Here is a 14,494-nt window from a genome sequence, read left to right as displayed (position 1 = left end):
GGGCCCGCCCGCACGCCCCTCAGGGCGTGAGCGCCCGCGCCGACGCCCAGAGCATGAGCGCCCGCACACCCCTCAAAGCGTGAGCGCCCGCGCCGACGCCCGGATCGGCGCCGGGAGTTCGGTGCCGCCGCGCAGATGGCGGTCCACCGCCGCGGCCGCCGCCCGCCCCTCGGCGATCGCCCACACGATCAGTGACTGCCCGCGCCCGGCGTCCCCGGCGACGAAGACGCCCGGCGCGCCGGTGGCGAAGTCGTCGTCCCGGGCCAGGGCGCCGTCCGGGCCGGTGGCGAGGCCGAGTTGGGCGATCAGCCCCTGGTCCGGCTCCGGACCGCTGAAACCCAGCGCGAGCAGCACCAGCTCGGCCGGGACGCTCCGCTCGGTGCCGGCCCGGGGGCTGCGGTCGGCCGGTTCGGCCTCGGCGAAGCGGACGGCGGCCAGCCGGCCGTCCGGTCCGGCCTCGAAGCCGAGCGTGGTCGCCGCGAACACCCGGGGCCCGGCCGCCGTGGCCCCCGACTCCTCGTGCGAGGTGGTCTCCCGGTACACCTTCGGGTGGACGGGCCAGGGCTGCCCCGGCGCCCGGCACACCGGCGGGCACGGGTTGATGTCGAGCTGGGTGACGGAGGCCGCGCCCTGGCGCAGCGCCGTCCCCAGGCAGTCGGCCGCGGTGTCCCCGCCGCCGACGATCACCACGTGCCGGCCCTCGGCGGACACCGGCGGGGCCGCGCGGTCGCCCTCGTCGACCCGGTTCGCCCAGGTCAGGTAGTCGATCGCCTGATGCACGCCGGGCAGGGCGCACCCCGGCACCGCCAGCTCCCGGCAGGCGGTCGCGCCGACCGCCACCACCAGCGCGTCGCACCCGGCCCGCAGTTCCCCGGCTGCGAGGTCCCGGCCGACGGACACCCCGGTGCAGAAGTCCGTGCCCTCGGCCCGCATCTGGTCAAGCCGCCGGTCCAGCCGGTGCTTCTCCAGCCGGAACGGCGGGATCCCGTAGCGAAGCAGCCCGCCTAGGCGGTCGGCCCGCTCGTACACCGTGGTGGCGTACCCGGCCCGGGTCAGCTGTTGCGCGGTGGCCAGGCCTGCCGGGCCCGACCCGACCACGGCCACCCGCCGCCCGGCGCTCCGCTCGGGCGGCTGCGGCAGGTCCCAGCCCTCTTCCCAGGCCCGGTCGGTGATCGCCAGCTCGACGTTCTTGATCGTCACCGCCGCGCCGTCGATCGCCAGCACGCACGCGCTCTCGCAGGGCGCCGGGCAGAGCCGTCCGGTGAACTCGGGGAAGTTGTTGGTCGCCAGCAGCCGGGCGGCGGCGGCCCGCCAGTCCGCGTCCGCCACCAGCCGGTTCCACTCCGGCACCAGGTTTCCCAGCGGGCAGGCGTGGTGGCAGAACGGCAGCCCGCAGTCCATGCAGCGGCCCGCCTGCCCGCCCACCACCGGCAGCGGCGCCCGTGGCCGGTACACCTCCCGGGAGTCCCCCAGCCGCTGCTGTGCGTCCCGCCGCTCGCGCTCGGCGCGCGGGGTGGTGAGGAAGGCCATCCGGTCTGCCATCGCGGCCTCCGGCGGGGTGTGCCGACAAGGACCCGGTGGCACCCCCGGCGGACACGCCACCGTGTGGCCACCGTACGCCCGTCCCCGGCGCTGCGAAAGCCGCAGCCGGTACGGCCCACCGGCCGGGCCCGGACCCGGGGACCCGGGGACCCGGCGGAGGCCGTCGCCCGGACCCGCCGGACGCCGCCGCGGGCGCGCCGGGGAGAATCGGGGCCATGACCCACACCGTGCTGATCGCCGAGGACGACCGGGCCATCCGCGACTCCCTCACCGCGCCCTCCAGCTGGAGGGCTACCGGGTGAGCACCGCCGCGGACGGCGCGCAGACCCTGGCCGCCCTCACGGAGCAGCGCCCGGACCTGCTGGTGCTGGACGTGATGATGCCCGGCCCGGACGGCCTGGAGGTCTGCCGCCGCCTGCGCGCCGACGGCGACCGCACCCCGGTCCTGATGCTCACCGCCCGGGTCGAGGTCCCGGACCGGATCGCCGGGCTCGACGCCGGGGCCGACGACTACCTGGTCAAGCCCTTCGACGTGGACGAGCTGTTCGCCCGCCTGCGCGCCCTGCTGCGCCGCAGCCCGCCCGAACCCGCCGGCGGCGGCGTCCTCGCGGTGGCCGACCTGCGGGTCGAGCCGCACGCCCGGCGGGCCTGGCGGGCCGGGCAGGAGCTGGAGCTCTCCCGGACCGAGTTCGACCTGCTGGAGCTGCTGACCCGGCACGCGGGCTCGGTGCTCGACCAGGCCACGGTGTACGAGCAGATCTGGGGCTACGACTTCGGCCCCGGCTCGAAGAACCTCGCGGTGTTCATCGGCTACCTGCGCCGCAAGCTGGACCGGCCCGGCCTGACACCGCTGATCCACACCGTCCGCGGCGTCGGCTACACGCTGCGCGAGTCGTGACCGGCCGTGGCCGGCCGCGGCTGCTGTGGCCGCGCCCGGGGCTGCGCACCACCGTCTCGCTCGCCTTCGCCGCGATGGCCGCCCTGGTCGCGGTGCTGATCGGCGCGCTCGGCTACCGCTCCGCCGCCCGGCTGATCCGGGACGACGAGGCCGCCGACTTCACCGCGGCCGTCCAGGCGGTGCACCAGCAGGTCGGCCGGGAGATGCTGTTCCCCGGCGACTTCAACGGCACGAGCGGCCTGAGCGAGGATCTGCTGCGCCCGATCCGGGTCACCTCGCAGTCCCTCGGCCCCGACGGGGAGGTGCTGCCCGGCACCGCCCGGATCGACCTCCGGCCGACCCCGGAGGACCGCTCCCTCGCCCGCTCCGACGCCCCCGGCCGGACCTCGTCCGGACTTCGGCCCGTGCACGGCGACACCTACCGGGTGGCCGTGGTCTCGCTCGGCGGCGGCCGCGGCGCGGTCCAGATCGCCCAGCAACTGAGCCCCACCGAGCACCTGCTGGCGACGCTGCGGATCCGTACCGGGGTGTCGGTGGCGGTGGTCGCGGTGCTCGCGGGCGGGGCCGGCTGGCTGCTCGCCCGGCGGATCACCGGCCGGCTGGTCCGGCTCACCGACGCGGCCGAACTCGTTGCCGCCAGCGGACGGTTGGACGTTCCGGTGCCGGCCGCCGGGACGGACGAGGTCGGCCGGCTCGGCCGAGCCTTCGACCGGATGCTGGGCCGGCTCGCCACGGCGAAGGAGAACCAGCGCCGGCTCGTCCAGGACGCCGGGCACGAGCTGCGCACCCCGCTGACCAGCCTGCGCACCAACCTCTCGGTCCTGCCCAGCCTGGACCGCCTGCCGCCCGCCGAACAGGCCGCACTGATGGCCGATCTGGCCGAGGAGGCACGGGAGTTGACGCTGCTGGTGGAGGAGCTGGTGGCGCTCGCCGCGGACCGGAAGGCCGACGAGGAACCTACCGAACTGGTGCTGGCCGAGCTGGTGCGCGAGGCCGCCGCACAGGCCCGGCGGCGCAGCGGCCGGGAGATCACCGTGGACGCCGACGACACGGTGGTCACGGCCCGCCCGGACGCGCTGTCCCGGGCGGTGGGCAACCTGCTGGACAACGCCGCCAAGTTCGACCCGGCCGGGACGGCCCCGATCGAGGTGGTGGTGCGCGGCCGCCGGGTCGAGGTGCGCGACGGCGGGCCGGGGATCGACGAGGACGACCTCTCCCGGGTCTTCGACCGCTTCTACCGGGCCACCGCCGCGCGCAGCCTGCCCGGTTCGGGGCTGGGCCTGGCCATCGTGCACGAGGTGGCCGGCTCGCACGGCGGCGAGGCCTTCGCCGCCAACCGGGACGGCGGCGGCGCCGTGATCGGCTTCACCCTCGGCCCGTAGGGCGTGTCCTCGACCTCCCGTCCGCACAACGCCGCCGGGCCCCGGGCGCGCAGCAGCGCCCGGGGCCCGGCGTCACGTCGGCCGCCGTGAGACCGCCGTCAAACCGTCGTCAGAGCGCCGCGAGCAGCCCGCGTCCGAGCCAGTCGGCGTTGTCCTTCACGCCCGGCAGGACGAAGAAGTACCCGCCGCCGGTCGGCGAGATGTAGTCGACCAGCGGCTCGTCGATGAGCCGGGTCTGGGTGGCCTCGAACTGCCGCACCACGTCCTGCTGGTAGCAGCAGAACACCAGGCCCATGTCCAGGTTGCCGGCCTTGTCGACGCCCCGGTCGTAGTTGAAGCCGCGGCGCAGGATGCGCGAGGTGTCGGTGTCGGCGGTGCGCGGGTTGGCGAGCCGGATGTGCGCCTTGAGCGGGATCGCCTTGCCCTCCGGGTCCTTGCCGTAGTCCGGCGCGTCGGTCTCCTGGCGGCCGTCCAACGGCGCGCCGGTGTCGCGGCGGCGGCCGAACATCTTCTCCTGCTCGGCGAGGGTGACGCGGTCCCAGAACTCGATCAGCATCCGGATGATCCGGATGACCTGGTAGCTGCCGCCGGTCGCCCAGGCGGGCTCGCCCAGTCCGTCGGTGACCCAGATCAGCCGGTCCATCTCGCGGGCGGAGGTGGTGTCGGGGTTGACTATGCCGTCCTTGAAGCCGAGCAGGTTGCGCTGGGCGCCGTCCGGGCGGGACTCGTTCTGGAAGCCGTCGATCCGCCAGAGGATCTGCATCGCGCCGCGGGTGTGCCGGGTGATGTCGCGCAGCGCGTGCAGCACGGTGTCCTGGCGGTCGGCGCAGATCTGCAGCGAGAGGTCGCCGTGGAGTTCGGCGGCCTGCAGATTGTCGTTGGGGAAGGTCTTCATCGGGGCCAGCTTGGTCGGCTTGGCCTTGGCCAGCCCGTACCGGTCGTCGAACAGCGAGGCGCCGACGCCGACCGTGACGGTCAGGTTGTCGGTGGGCACGGTGGGGCCGAGGATGCCGCTGTCGGCGGGCGGCGCGCCGACGCCGAGGTCGGGCGGGGTGCCGCCGGCGGTGAGGAAGCGGATCCGCTCGGTCAGGGTCTTGAGGAGGTCCTCCAGGCCCTTGCGGTCCTGGGCTATCACCTGGCAGGACAGGAAGGCCGCGTAGCCGGGGGCCGGGGTGGTGACGCCGGCCTGGTGGTCGCCGTGGAACGGGACGGCCCCGCTCTTCGCCTGGCGGCTGTCCCCGGCGGAGGCCGGGCCGGCGGCCAGGGTGAACGCCCCGCCCGCCAGGACGGCCGCCCCGGCGCCGGCGCCGAGGGCGGTCCGGACGAAGCTGCGGCGGGCCGGGCCGGCCGGGCAGCCGCCCTCGGCGACGGCCGGGGCGGGCGCGGCGGCGTGCGGGAACGGGCAGGAGCCTCCGGTGGCGGCGGTGTGGTCGGTCATCAGGCGGCCTTCCGGATCTCGAGCAGGGCGGGGATGGGGGCGAGGTCTTCGAGCAGCTGGCCGGTGGCGCCGTTGAGCTGGCGGCGGGCGTCGGCGGGGAGCTGCTCCAGCGCGGTCCAGCCCTCGGGCTTGTGGGAGGCGGCGACCAGGTCGCCGACCCGCTTCATCCCGGCGTCGACGCGGGTGAGCAGCTGCGGGTCGCGCTCGTCGAGCAGCGGCTGCAGGACGGTCAGCAGTTCCCGGGTGCCGGCCAGGTTGGCCTGGGTGGTGGCCAGGTTGGTGCCGCTGCCCTGGTCGGTGTCGCCGGTGAGCTCGAACTGGAGGGTGTTCTCCAGGATCTCGTGGGCGCGCAGCGGGAGGTCTCCGGGGTCGAAGTCCTGGCCGGGGAAGTCCTGCCCGAGCTTGGCGACATCGGCGGCCAGTTGGTCGGCGACGGGCGTCAGGTCGGCGGCGGACTGGCCGTGCCAGAGGCCGTACTCCAGGCGCAGGAAGCCGGTGAAGTCCTTGTCCTGGGCCTTGTCGGCGAGCCCGTCGGGCCGGCCGTCGATCTTGCCGTCGAGGTCGGCGAAGGTGCCGTAGGCGGCGCCGAGCGAGGCGTACTGGAGGTGGGCGGTGAGCCAGTCGGCCTTGGCGGTGGCGAGGTCGCCGCCGTGGACGTCGGCCTGGAGCTTCTGGGTCTGCGTCAGCAGGGTCGCGAGGCCCTTGTTGACGTAGTCCTTGTAGGCGTCGAGCGGGCCCTTGAGGTCGTCCTCGGCGACCGGCTTGACGGCCTTGACCTGGCCGCCGCCGGTGACGTGCACGGCGGCCGAGGTGACGGAGGTGCCGCCGGTGGGTACGCAGCGCCAGGCGTAGTCGCCGGAGCCGATGGTCGCGGTCAGCGCGCGGGTGGTGCCGGGGGCCAGGCCCTCGATCTCGCCGTAGACGGCGCCGCTGGCCGGGTTGACCAGGTAGACCTCGGAGACCTTGTCGCCGGTGTTGTGCATCTGGAACACCTGCTGGCCGGGCAGCGGGGTGCTGAAGCCCTTGCCGCACTCCTGCTCGGAGACGGACACGGTGGCGGAGCTGCTCTGCTTGCCGTCGCTGACCGCGATCACGGCCCCGGCGATCACCACCGGCACCGCGACCAGCGCGGTCGGCACGGCCCAGCGCGGCCGTCCGGACCGCACCGGCCCGGCGGCCTCGGGCGCGGCCGCCCCAACCTTCTCGCCCTGCGCCGCCTTCCCGGGGGCCGGAGCGGTCTTGCCGCCGCGGACGCCCTCGACGAACAGCGTCATCACGATGCACAGGTAGGCGAGGTAGCCGACGACCTGGAGGACCGTCATGGTGACGGTCAGGTTGAGGGTGCCCTGCACCAGCGTGGCGTACCAGGAGGAGGCGTCCAGGTGGCCGCTCAGGTCGAACGCGTACGAGCTGCCGCCGCCGACCAGCCCGGACTCCTGCAGGTCGCGCAGGCCGTAGCCGAGCACGCCCGCCGCGACCACGATCAGGCCGGCGCCGGTGATGGTGAAGAACCGGGTGAGGTTCATCTTCAGCGCCCGCCGGTACAGGCCCCAGCAGAGGCCGGCCGAGAGCACCAGGCCGACGGCCGCGCCGAGCAGCGGCCCGGTGGACTCCCCGGCGGTGCGCACGTTGGTCCACAGGAAGAGTGAGGTCTCCAGGCCTTCGCGGCCGACGGCGAGGAAGCTGGTGAGCACCAGCGCGCCGGCGCCCATCGCCAGCGAGGCCTGGACCTTCTCCTTCAGCTCGGCGGAGAGGGTGCGCGCCGAGCGGCGCATCCAGAACACCATCGCGGTGACGAAGCCGACCGCGATCAGGCTCAGCACCCCGCCGAACGCCTCCTGGGCGTGGCCGGAGAGGTTGGCGGCGGTGAAGGTGAGCACCGCGCCGAAGCTGAGGCTGAGCGCGATCGCCGCCGCGACGCCCGTCCACACCTGCGGCAACCGGGCCTTGTGCCCGAAGCGGACGAGCGTGGCGACCAGGATCGACACGATCAGTCCGGCTTCCAGACCTTCGCGCAGCCCGATCAGAAAGCTGGGAAACGCCTCATCCCACATGCAGCGGGCTCCTCCCCCGGTCACCCCGGGTCGTACCTGAACTCGGCGGCCCGCCGCGGGTGGCGGCGGCGCGGCACAGCCGAACGCCCCGGACACGAGGGTCCGGGGCGCTTCGACTTAGCTTAGGCAAACCTTAGAGCCGCCGTGGTCAACAGCACCCCCCGTTCAGGTAAGGGTTCGGTATGAGGGCTGCCGAGCCGGCCCGGCTCAGCCCCACCACTGCTCCGGCACCGCCTCCGGCTCCGCCGGCACCGCCACCGGCGCGGCGGCGGGCGTCACCAGCAGTTCGCCGCCGCCCGTCTCGGCGACCAGGTAGCCGCACTCGCGCAGCACGACGGCGGCCGCACCGCTGACCGCCTCGCGCGCTCCCCGGGAGGGCGGCCCGTCCGGCCCCTCCCCCGGCGACCAGCCGACCGCCACCCCCGGCGGCCGATGGCCGATCCGCAGCAGGGACGGGCCCGACCCGGCGTCGATCCCGGCGCGGGCGAGGGCCGCGGTGACGTCCTCGAAGAGTTCAGGGTGATCCACCATTGGCGCAGCGTAGGCCCGGGATCGCGCGACCTCCGGACGCGGCGCGCGCCGAAACGGTTCAGCGGCACCCGGGCGCAGCACCGCCACCCGTCCGGCGGCCGATCAGACGCCAGGACCCCCCGTACGGACCGACACGAGCGGCCGTACGGACCGATGGACGTGCACAGTCGGCCCCCTGCCGACAGCATGACAGAGTAAGCGCTCCATCACCCTGAGCAACGGGCCAGTGGGTCACCCGCTCCGCGTGCCGGTTCAGCCGGCGGGCCCGTATCGAGAGGTCCCATGATCACAACACTTCGCCGGCCGGCGTCTTTGCCGGCGGGCCTCCAGCCCGGCACGCCGAGGACGCCGGGGAGCCCGTCGTGAGAACCGACCAGCAGTCGCAGCCGGGACCGGTGACCAGCACGCGCGCCAACCCCGCGAACAAGGCCGAGGCCCTGGCCGACTGGACCGACGGCCGGGTCGGCATCTACTCCCTGGCCAAGGCCAATCTGCGCAAGATCTTCCCGGACCACTGGTCCTTCATGCTGGGCGAGATCGCGCTCTACACCTTCGTCATCATCATCATCACCGGCGTCTGGCTGACCCTCTTCTTCAAGCCGAGCATGGGCGAGGTCATCTACGACGGCTCGTACGTCCCGCTCAAGGGCATCCAGATGTCGGAGGCCTACGCCTCGACCATCGACATCAGCTTCGAGGTGCGCGGCGGCCTGCTGATGCGCCAGGTCCACCACTGGGCGGCGATCGTGTTCGTCGCCTCGATGCTGACGCACATGATGCGCGTCTTCTTCACCGGCGCGTTCCGCAAGCCCCGCGAGATCAACTGGGTCTTCGGCGCGCTGCTGCTGTTCCTCGGCATGTTCGACGGCTTCATGGGCTACTCGCTGCCGGACGACCTGCTCTCGGGCACCGGCATCCGGTTCATGGAGGGCGCCGTCCTGGCCGTGCCGATCGTCGGCTCGTACCTGCAGTTCTTCATGTTCGGCGGCGAGTTCCCCGGCCAGGACATCGTGCCGCGGCTGTTCACCGTGCACGTGCTGCTGATCCCGGGGGTCATGGTGGGCCTGCTCGCGGCGCACCTGATCCTGGTCTTCTACCACAAGCACACCCAGTTCGCCGGGCCCGGCCGGACCAACGACAACGTGGTCGGCATGCCGCTGATGCCGGTCTACATGGCCAAGGCCGGCGGCTTCTTCTTCCTGGTCTTCGGCGTGGTCGCGTTCATGTCGGCGATCGCCACCGTCAACCCGATCTGGGCCTACGGCCCCTACCGGCCCGACCAGGTGTCCACCGACGCCCAGCCGGACTGGTACATGGGCTTCTCCGAGGGCCTGGTGCGCGTGATGCCCGGCTGGGAGATCAGCGTCTGGGGCGGCCACACCCTGAACCTCGGGGTGTTCGTCCCGCTGATGGTCTTCCCGACCGTGCTGCTGATCATCTGGTGCTACCCGTTCCTGGAGGCCTGGGTCACCGGGGACCGCGGCGAGCACCACATCGCCGACCGGCCGCGCAACGCACCGGTGCGCACGGCCGTCGGCGCGGCCTGGATCGGCCTCTACCTGATCCTGCTGGCCGGCGGCGGCAACGACCTGCTCGCCACCCACTTCCAGCTGTCGATCAACGCGATCACCTACGCGGTGCGCACCGGCTTCTTCGTCGTGCCGGTGGTCGTCTTCGTGGTCACCAAGCGGTGGTGCCTGGGCCTGCAGCGGCGCGACAAGGAGAAGGTCCTGCACGGCCGGGAGACCGGCGTCATCAACCGGCTCCAGCACGGCGAGTTCGTCGAGGTGCACGCGCCGCTCCCGCCGGGCCGGATGTTCACCCTCACCGCGCACGAGCAGCCGCAGCCGGAGGACCTGCCGCCGGAGGTGGACGAGAACGGGGTGGTCCGCAAGGCCGGGCTGTTCGCCCGGGCGAGGGCCAAGCTGTCCCGCGGCTTCTACGGCGAGGGCAGTCAGATCGCCAAGCCCACCGCCGAGGAGCACCAGGAGATCAGCAGCGGCCACGGCCACCACTGATCCCCGCGCACGCCCGAGGGCCCGCTGCGCCGTTGACGGCGCGGCGGGCCCTCGGGCGTGCCGGCGGATCGACCCGGCTCAGGCCTCAGGCCCGCAGGGCCGCCGGGACGACGGCGAACAGCGCCGCCGCCAGGGTGACGGAGAGGCAGAGCGCGGCCCAGCGGGCGCAGATCCGGCGGCACTCGCTGCGGTAGCGGGCGGCCAGTCGGCGGCAGCGCTCGACGGCGCGGTCGACGACCTCCTCGGCGTAGCGCAGGCGGTCGGCGGCGTAGGCCTGCTCCAGGCTCTCCCGCTCCGCGGCGGGCAGCCACGGGAACTGCCCGGCGAAGGCCCGGGCGTCCCGTTCGGCCGCCGCCACCTCGGCCTCCCAGGCGAGATAGCCCTCCAGCCGGGCGATCTCCGCCCGGGCGTTCACCCGGCCGCCCCCGGCGGGCCGGCCCTGCCGAGGGGTCCGCGCTCCCGGCGGACGCTGTCTGCCACCCATGACCGCTCCTCATGTCCTGTCGAGGCGTGCTGTCGGGACGCCCTGTCGAACCGTCCCGCCGAACCGGCGCGGGAGACCGCTCCGCAACCAGGCCACTACTATCAGTGACCACACGGGCGGGCAGGGCGACTCGCCGAGCCGCCGCGCGACTCCTCGCAACCCCGCCGGGCCGGCTCCGCCCCGGAGTGTCGGCTCCGAAAAAGTTGCGTGCCACGCACTCTTGCGCGGCCCGCAGGTTTCCGGGGAGAGTGGTGGGCATGACGAAGAGTCAGATCGGTCTGCGGGAACGGAAGAAGGCCGCGACCCGGGAGGCACTGAGCTGGGCCGCACTGCGCCTGGCGGTGGAACGGGGCCTGGAGAACGTCCGGGTGGAGGACATCGCGGCCGCGGCCGGGGTGTCACCGCGCACCTACAACAACTACTTCTCCAGCAAGGCCGAGGCCATCGTCTCCCGGCACTGCGACCGCATCCGGCTCGTCGGCGAGGCGCTGCGCGAGCGGCCCTTGGCCGAACCTCTCTGGGAGGCGCTCACCCGGGCCACCCTCGCACCCTTCGACGGCGCGGCGGAGCAGCCGGACCCGCGGTGGACCGCCGCGGTGCGGCTACTGCTGCGCGAACCGGCCCTCCAGGCCGAGCTGGCCCGCGCCGGCGCGGACGCCGAGGCCGGGCTCGCCGCGGCGGTGGCCGCCCGGACCGGGGCCGACCCCGGCGGCCTCCACCCCAGACTGGTCGCCGCCGGCGTCCTGGCCGCGCTCAGGGCGGCCAGCGACGTATGGCTGCGCGCCGACCCGCCGGTACCGCTGCAACCGCTCCTGGCGGAGGCGCTGCGGCAGCTGGCGGCCGGCCTCCCCGAACCGTCGTCCTCGTGAACTCACCGTCGCACAGGGGGATTTACCATGACCCACGATGTCATCATCGCCGGCGCCGGCCCGAACGGGCTGATGCTGGCCTGCGAACTGGCGCTGGCCGGAGTCCGGCCGGTGGTGCTGGACCGGCTGGCCGAACGTTCGTCGGAGCAGAAGGCGAACGGGCTGGTCGGCCAGGTGATCCGGCTGCTGGACCACCGCGGCCTGTACGAGCGGCTCGGCGGCCCGGGCGCCCCGGCCCCGGTGCCCCGCTTCGTGTTCGGCGCGTTCCCGCTGGACCTCCGGGAGCTCGACGGCAACCCGCTGTACGCCCTGCCGGTGCCGCAGCACCGGATCGAGCAGGCCCTGGCGGAGCGGGCCCGCGAACTCGGCGTGACCGTGCACCACGGCCGTGAGGTCACCGGTCTGACCCAGGACGAGGCGGGGGTGACCGTCGAGGTCCACGGACCGGACGGGCCGCAGCGGCTGCGCGCCCGCTACCTGGTCGGCGCCGACGGCGGCCGCAGCACCGTCCGCAAGCTGGCCGGGATCGGCTTCCCCGGGGTCACCTCGCCCGACCCCGTCGCGCGCATCGCCCACGTGCGCCCGCCCGAGGGGCTGCAGGTGCTCGACACCGGCGAGGTCCTGCTGCCCGGCTGCCCGACGCCGTTCCGCCCGTTCACCCACACCCGCACCGCGCACGGGGTGTTCGTGCTCGCCCCGATGGGCCCGGAACTCGCCATGATGGCCACCATGGAGTGGGACGGCCCGCCCGTCGACGAGACCGTGGCGGCCACGCTGGACGAACTGCGCGCCAGCGTCCGCCGGGTGACCGGCGCCGACCTGCCGCTCGCCCCGGCCGGCACGCCCGGCGCGCACACCCCGCGCCGCCAGGTCGGGCACAACACCCGGCTCGCCGAGCGCTACCGCGAGGGCCGGGTGCTGCTGGTCGGCGACGCCGCGCACGTGCACGCCGCCACCGGCGGTCCGGGCCTCAACCTCGGCCTCCAGGACGCCGCGAACCTCGGCTGGAAGCTGGCCGCCGACCTCCAAGGCTGGGCCCCGCCCGGCCTGCTGGACAGCTACCACCGCGAGCGGTACCCCGTCGGCGAACGGGTCTTCATGCACTCGCAGGCCCAGATGGCCCTGATGTCCCCGGGCCCGGCCGTCACCGCCCTGCGCGCCCTGTTCGGCGAACTGCTCGCGTACCAGGACAACCTCGGGCGGATCGCCGCGCTCATGGCGGGCAGCGACGTCCGGTACGACACCGACTGCCCGCACCCGCTCGCCGGCGGCTTCGCGCCGGACCTCCCGCTGACCACCGCCGCCGGCCCCACCCGGCTCGCCGAACTGGCCCGCGGCGGCCGGGCCCTGCTGCTCGACCTCGCGGGGGGCTCACCACGGCTCGCCGACCTCGCGGCCGACTGGAAGGGCCGGGTGGACGTGCTCACGGCCGACTGCCCGCAACCGCCCGCCGGCGCGCTGCTGGTGCGCCCGGACGGCTACGTCGCCTGGGCCGCCGCTCCCGGGGAGGAGGATCCGGACGGGCTGCTGCGCGCGCTGCACGCCTGGTTCGGCGAACCGGACTCCGCCCGCTGCTGAGCACCCGCACCCGGACGCCCCACCGGCCCCGGTCGGGGCGGCCGGGGCCGGGGGGAGAGAATGGACCGCATGTCCCCACGTCGCCCCGCGCCCCGCGCCGCCGCCTCCGCGCCCCGGCTGCTGCCCTCCTCCCCCTGCCCCTGCGGCCTGCCCGCCGCCTACGGCGACTGCTGCGGGCGACTGCACCGCGGCCAGACGGCGGCCACCACCGCCGAGTCCCTGATGCGCTCGCGGTACAGCGCCTTCGCCGCCCAGGACGAGGCGTACCTGCTGCGCACCTGGCACCCGGACACCCGGCCCGCCGAGGTGGACTTCGACCCGGCGCTGCGCTGGACCGGCCTGGAGGTGGTGTCCACCACCGAGGGCGGCGCCTTCCACGCGGAGGGCACGGTCGCCTTCCGGGCGCACTGGACCGAGGGCCGCGAGCAGGGCGTGCTCACCGAGCACAGCCGGTTCGTCCGGCACGAGGGCGCCTGGGTGTACCTCGACGCACTCTCGCTCGGCTGACCCTCGGGGTCCTCGGGGCCCTCGGGGTCCTCGACGGGCGAACTCCTACAGGTAGTCGTCCAGTCGACCGAGGGCGAAGCCCTGCGCGGTGACGTCGTTGACGACCTTGCGGAGCAGGTCCGGCATCGAGGCCTTCCAGAGGTCGACGCCCCGGAAGTGGGTGAGGATGATGTCGCCCGGGTGGAGCTTCCGGTCGTCGTAGCGCCACTCCATGTGGTCCGGGAAGGCCTCCTCGTTCCACAGCGGCACCGCCTGGACCCCGCAGGACGCCGCCGCGCGCAGCGTGTCGTCGTTGTACTCGCCGTACGGGGGCCGGAACAGCCGGGGGCGGACGCCGATCTGCTTCTCCAGCTGGTCCTGCTGACGGCAGATCTCGTCGCGCTGGGCCCCGTAGTCGAGGACCTTCAGGTTGCGGTGGTTGATGGTGTGGTTGTTGATCTCCACCCCCTGGGCGTGCAGGTCGCGGAAGTAGCCGTAGTTCTCGCGGGCCAGGTAGTCGGAGATGTAGGTGCTGAGCGGGATGCCGAGTTCGTCGGCCATCCGGGAGAACTCCGGGTCCTTCTCGGAGCCGTCGTCGACGGTGAGGAAGACCACCTTCTCGTCGGTCGGCACCCGGTAGACCACCGGTGGCCGCCCCTCCTTGAGCTTCACGCCCTGCGACTGGGCCAGTACCGGCCTGGTCGCCGGGCGTGGCGGCGCCTTCAGCGGCGGGGCCTCCAGGCCCCAGCGGTGCGCGGTCTCCAGGGCCGCCCCGGTTTCCGACTCCTGGCGGGCGACCGCCTCGGTGCCGGCCTCCTCCTCCTTGCGGGCCAGGCCCGGCAGCACCGGCAGCGCCTCGGGCGGGCGGCCGACCCCGTGTTCGACGACGGGCACGGCACCCGGCGCGGGCGGGACGACGGCCGGCCGCGCGGGGTCGACCGGCCCGGCACAGCCGGCGGCGACGGCGGAGAGGCAGACGGTGGCCAGCAGACCGGTCCGCACACCCGCCCGCGCACCGGCGCCGCGTCCCTGAATTCCCCTCAAACCCGCATTAATGCGATGATTTGATGATCTGTTCATAGCAGCACTGCTCCCCCGCAGCGCACCCCCGCCAATCCCCTCATCACCCGTGCGGGGCAACGACGCGCCGGGCCCCTTGCCCTTCCTTTGCCGAACCGGCCGGGCACCCGAACCGGCCGGGCACCCGAGTCGAC

The 14,494-nt window shown here is 74.3% G+C and carries 11 protein-coding genes and 1 pseudogene; 6 read left to right on the top strand and 6 right to left on the bottom strand.

Features of this window, described 5'->3' with window-relative positions; genetic code table 11:
- Nucleotides 1–72: 72 nt before the first annotated feature.
- The gene (locus tag ACFVHI_RS33175; RefSeq protein ID WP_380345522.1) at nucleotides 73–1,542 is read right to left on the bottom strand and encodes a glutamate synthase subunit beta; all 1,470 of its coding nucleotides are present in this window, start codon (nucleotides 1,540–1,542) and stop codon (nucleotides 73–75) included.
- Nucleotides 1,543–1,757: 215 nt separating this feature from the next.
- Between ACFVHI_RS33175 and ACFVHI_RS33170 the strand changes: the two are divergent.
- Both ACFVHI_RS33170 and ACFVHI_RS33165 read left to right on the top strand, forming a co-directional pair.
- Nucleotides 1,758–2,440, top strand: a pseudogene (locus tag ACFVHI_RS33170) (response regulator transcription factor).
- Entirely contained in the window at nucleotides 2,437–3,822 is a 1,386-nt protein-coding gene (locus tag ACFVHI_RS33165; RefSeq protein ID WP_380345520.1) for a sensor histidine kinase, read from the top strand. The pseudogene ACFVHI_RS33170 and the gene ACFVHI_RS33165 overlap by 4 nt, the downstream one beginning before the upstream one ends.
- Before the next feature lie 109 nt (nucleotides 3,823–3,931).
- Here the strand turns inward: ACFVHI_RS33165 and efeB are convergent, their stop codons facing one another.
- The 3 genes from efeB to ACFVHI_RS33150 all read right to left on the bottom strand — a co-directional run bounded on the left by efeB (nucleotide 3,932) and on the right by ACFVHI_RS33150 (nucleotide 7,845).
- Nucleotides 3,932–5,260 (bottom strand): iron uptake transporter deferrochelatase/peroxidase subunit, encoded by a 1,329-nt coding sequence (gene efeB / locus ACFVHI_RS33160; RefSeq protein WP_079135342.1) that lies wholly within the window; start codon nucleotides 5,258–5,260, stop codon nucleotides 3,932–3,934.
- On the bottom strand, nucleotides 5,260–7,314 hold the full coding sequence (efeU, locus tag ACFVHI_RS33155) for an iron uptake transporter permease EfeU (RefSeq protein ID WP_380345517.1): 2,055 nt from the start codon (nucleotides 7,312–7,314) through the stop codon (nucleotides 5,260–5,262). The genes efeB and efeU overlap by 1 nt, the downstream gene beginning before the upstream one ends.
- 207 nt (nucleotides 7,315–7,521) lie before the next feature.
- Nucleotides 7,522–7,845, bottom strand: coding sequence for a hypothetical protein (locus ACFVHI_RS33150; protein ID WP_380345515.1), 324 nt, complete (start codon nucleotides 7,843–7,845; stop codon nucleotides 7,522–7,524).
- A gap of 395 nt (nucleotides 7,846–8,240) precedes the next feature.
- Between ACFVHI_RS33150 and ACFVHI_RS33145 the strand changes: the two genes are divergently transcribed.
- A complete protein-coding gene (locus ACFVHI_RS33145; RefSeq protein ID WP_380345539.1) occupies nucleotides 8,241–9,863 on the top strand; it encodes a cytochrome bc complex cytochrome b subunit in 1,623 nt (540 codons plus the stop codon).
- An 85-nt stretch (nucleotides 9,864–9,948) separates the two neighbouring features.
- Here the strand turns inward: ACFVHI_RS33145 and ACFVHI_RS33140 are convergent, their stop codons facing one another.
- Nucleotides 9,949–10,347, bottom strand: a complete 399-nt coding sequence (locus tag ACFVHI_RS33140; RefSeq protein ID WP_159398309.1) for a cytochrome C oxidase subunit I — start codon at nucleotides 10,345–10,347, stop codon at nucleotides 9,949–9,951.
- 257 nt (nucleotides 10,348–10,604) lie between these two features.
- On the opposite strand from ACFVHI_RS33140, the gene ACFVHI_RS33135 reads away from it, so the two are divergent.
- The 3 genes from ACFVHI_RS33135 to ACFVHI_RS33125 are packed head-to-tail and all read left to right on the top strand — an operon-like array spanning nucleotide 10,605 to nucleotide 13,301.
- A complete protein-coding gene (locus ACFVHI_RS33135; protein ID WP_063346059.1) occupies nucleotides 10,605–11,216 on the top strand; it encodes a TetR family transcriptional regulator in 612 nt (203 codons plus the stop codon).
- 27 nt (nucleotides 11,217–11,243) lie between these two features.
- The gene (locus ACFVHI_RS33130; protein WP_380345513.1) at nucleotides 11,244–12,794 is read left to right on the top strand and encodes an FAD-dependent monooxygenase; all 1,551 of its coding nucleotides are present in this window, start codon (nucleotides 11,244–11,246) and stop codon (nucleotides 12,792–12,794) included.
- 60 nt (nucleotides 12,795–12,854) lie between these two features.
- The gene (locus tag ACFVHI_RS33125; protein WP_380345511.1) at nucleotides 12,855–13,301 is read left to right on the top strand and encodes a YchJ family protein; all 447 of its coding nucleotides are present in this window, start codon (nucleotides 12,855–12,857) and stop codon (nucleotides 13,299–13,301) included.
- A 45-nt stretch (nucleotides 13,302–13,346) separates the two neighbouring features.
- Here ACFVHI_RS33125 and ACFVHI_RS33120 read toward each other — a convergent pair whose 3' ends face one another.
- Complete coding sequence (locus ACFVHI_RS33120; protein WP_380345509.1) at nucleotides 13,347–14,324, bottom strand: polysaccharide deacetylase family protein; 978 nt, start codon at nucleotides 14,322–14,324, stop codon at nucleotides 13,347–13,349.
- Nucleotides 14,325–14,494: the final 170 nt, after the last annotated feature.

This window comes from Kitasatospora sp. NPDC127121 (assembly GCF_042677305.1).
GTDB lineage: Bacteria > Actinomycetota > Actinomycetes > Streptomycetales > Streptomycetaceae > Kitasatospora.
Note: the sequence above shows the minus strand (reverse complement) of the source record. Positions and strands in the feature narration are given on the sequence as shown.

What these genes read in the sequence shown, in the direction of transcription:
- ACFVHI_RS33175 (WP_380345522.1), bottom strand. Translation starts at nt 1,542, where the DNA reads ATGGCAGACCGGATGGCCTTCCTCACCACCCCGCGCGCCGAGCGCGAG.
- efeB (WP_079135342.1), bottom strand. Translation starts at nt 5,260, where the DNA reads ATGACCGACCACACCGCCGCCACCGGAGGCTCCTGCCCGTTCCCGCAC.
- efeU (WP_380345517.1), bottom strand. Translation starts at nt 7,314, where the DNA reads ATGTGGGATGAGGCGTTTCCCAGCTTTCTGATCGGGCTGCGCGAAGGT.
- ACFVHI_RS33150 (WP_380345515.1), bottom strand. Translation starts at nt 7,845, where the DNA reads ATGGTGGATCACCCTGAACTCTTCGAGGACGTCACCGCGGCCCTCGCC.
- ACFVHI_RS33140 (WP_159398309.1), bottom strand. Translation starts at nt 10,347, where the DNA reads ATGGGTGGCAGACAGCGTCCGCCGGGAGCGCGGACCCCTCGGCAGGGC.
- ACFVHI_RS33135 (WP_063346059.1), top strand. Translation starts at nt 10,605, where the DNA reads ATGACGAAGAGTCAGATCGGTCTGCGGGAACGGAAGAAGGCCGCGACC.
- ACFVHI_RS33130 (WP_380345513.1), top strand. Translation starts at nt 11,244, where the DNA reads ATGACCCACGATGTCATCATCGCCGGCGCCGGCCCGAACGGGCTGATG.
- ACFVHI_RS33125 (WP_380345511.1), top strand. Translation starts at nt 12,855, where the DNA reads ATGGACCGCATGTCCCCACGTCGCCCCGCGCCCCGCGCCGCCGCCTCC.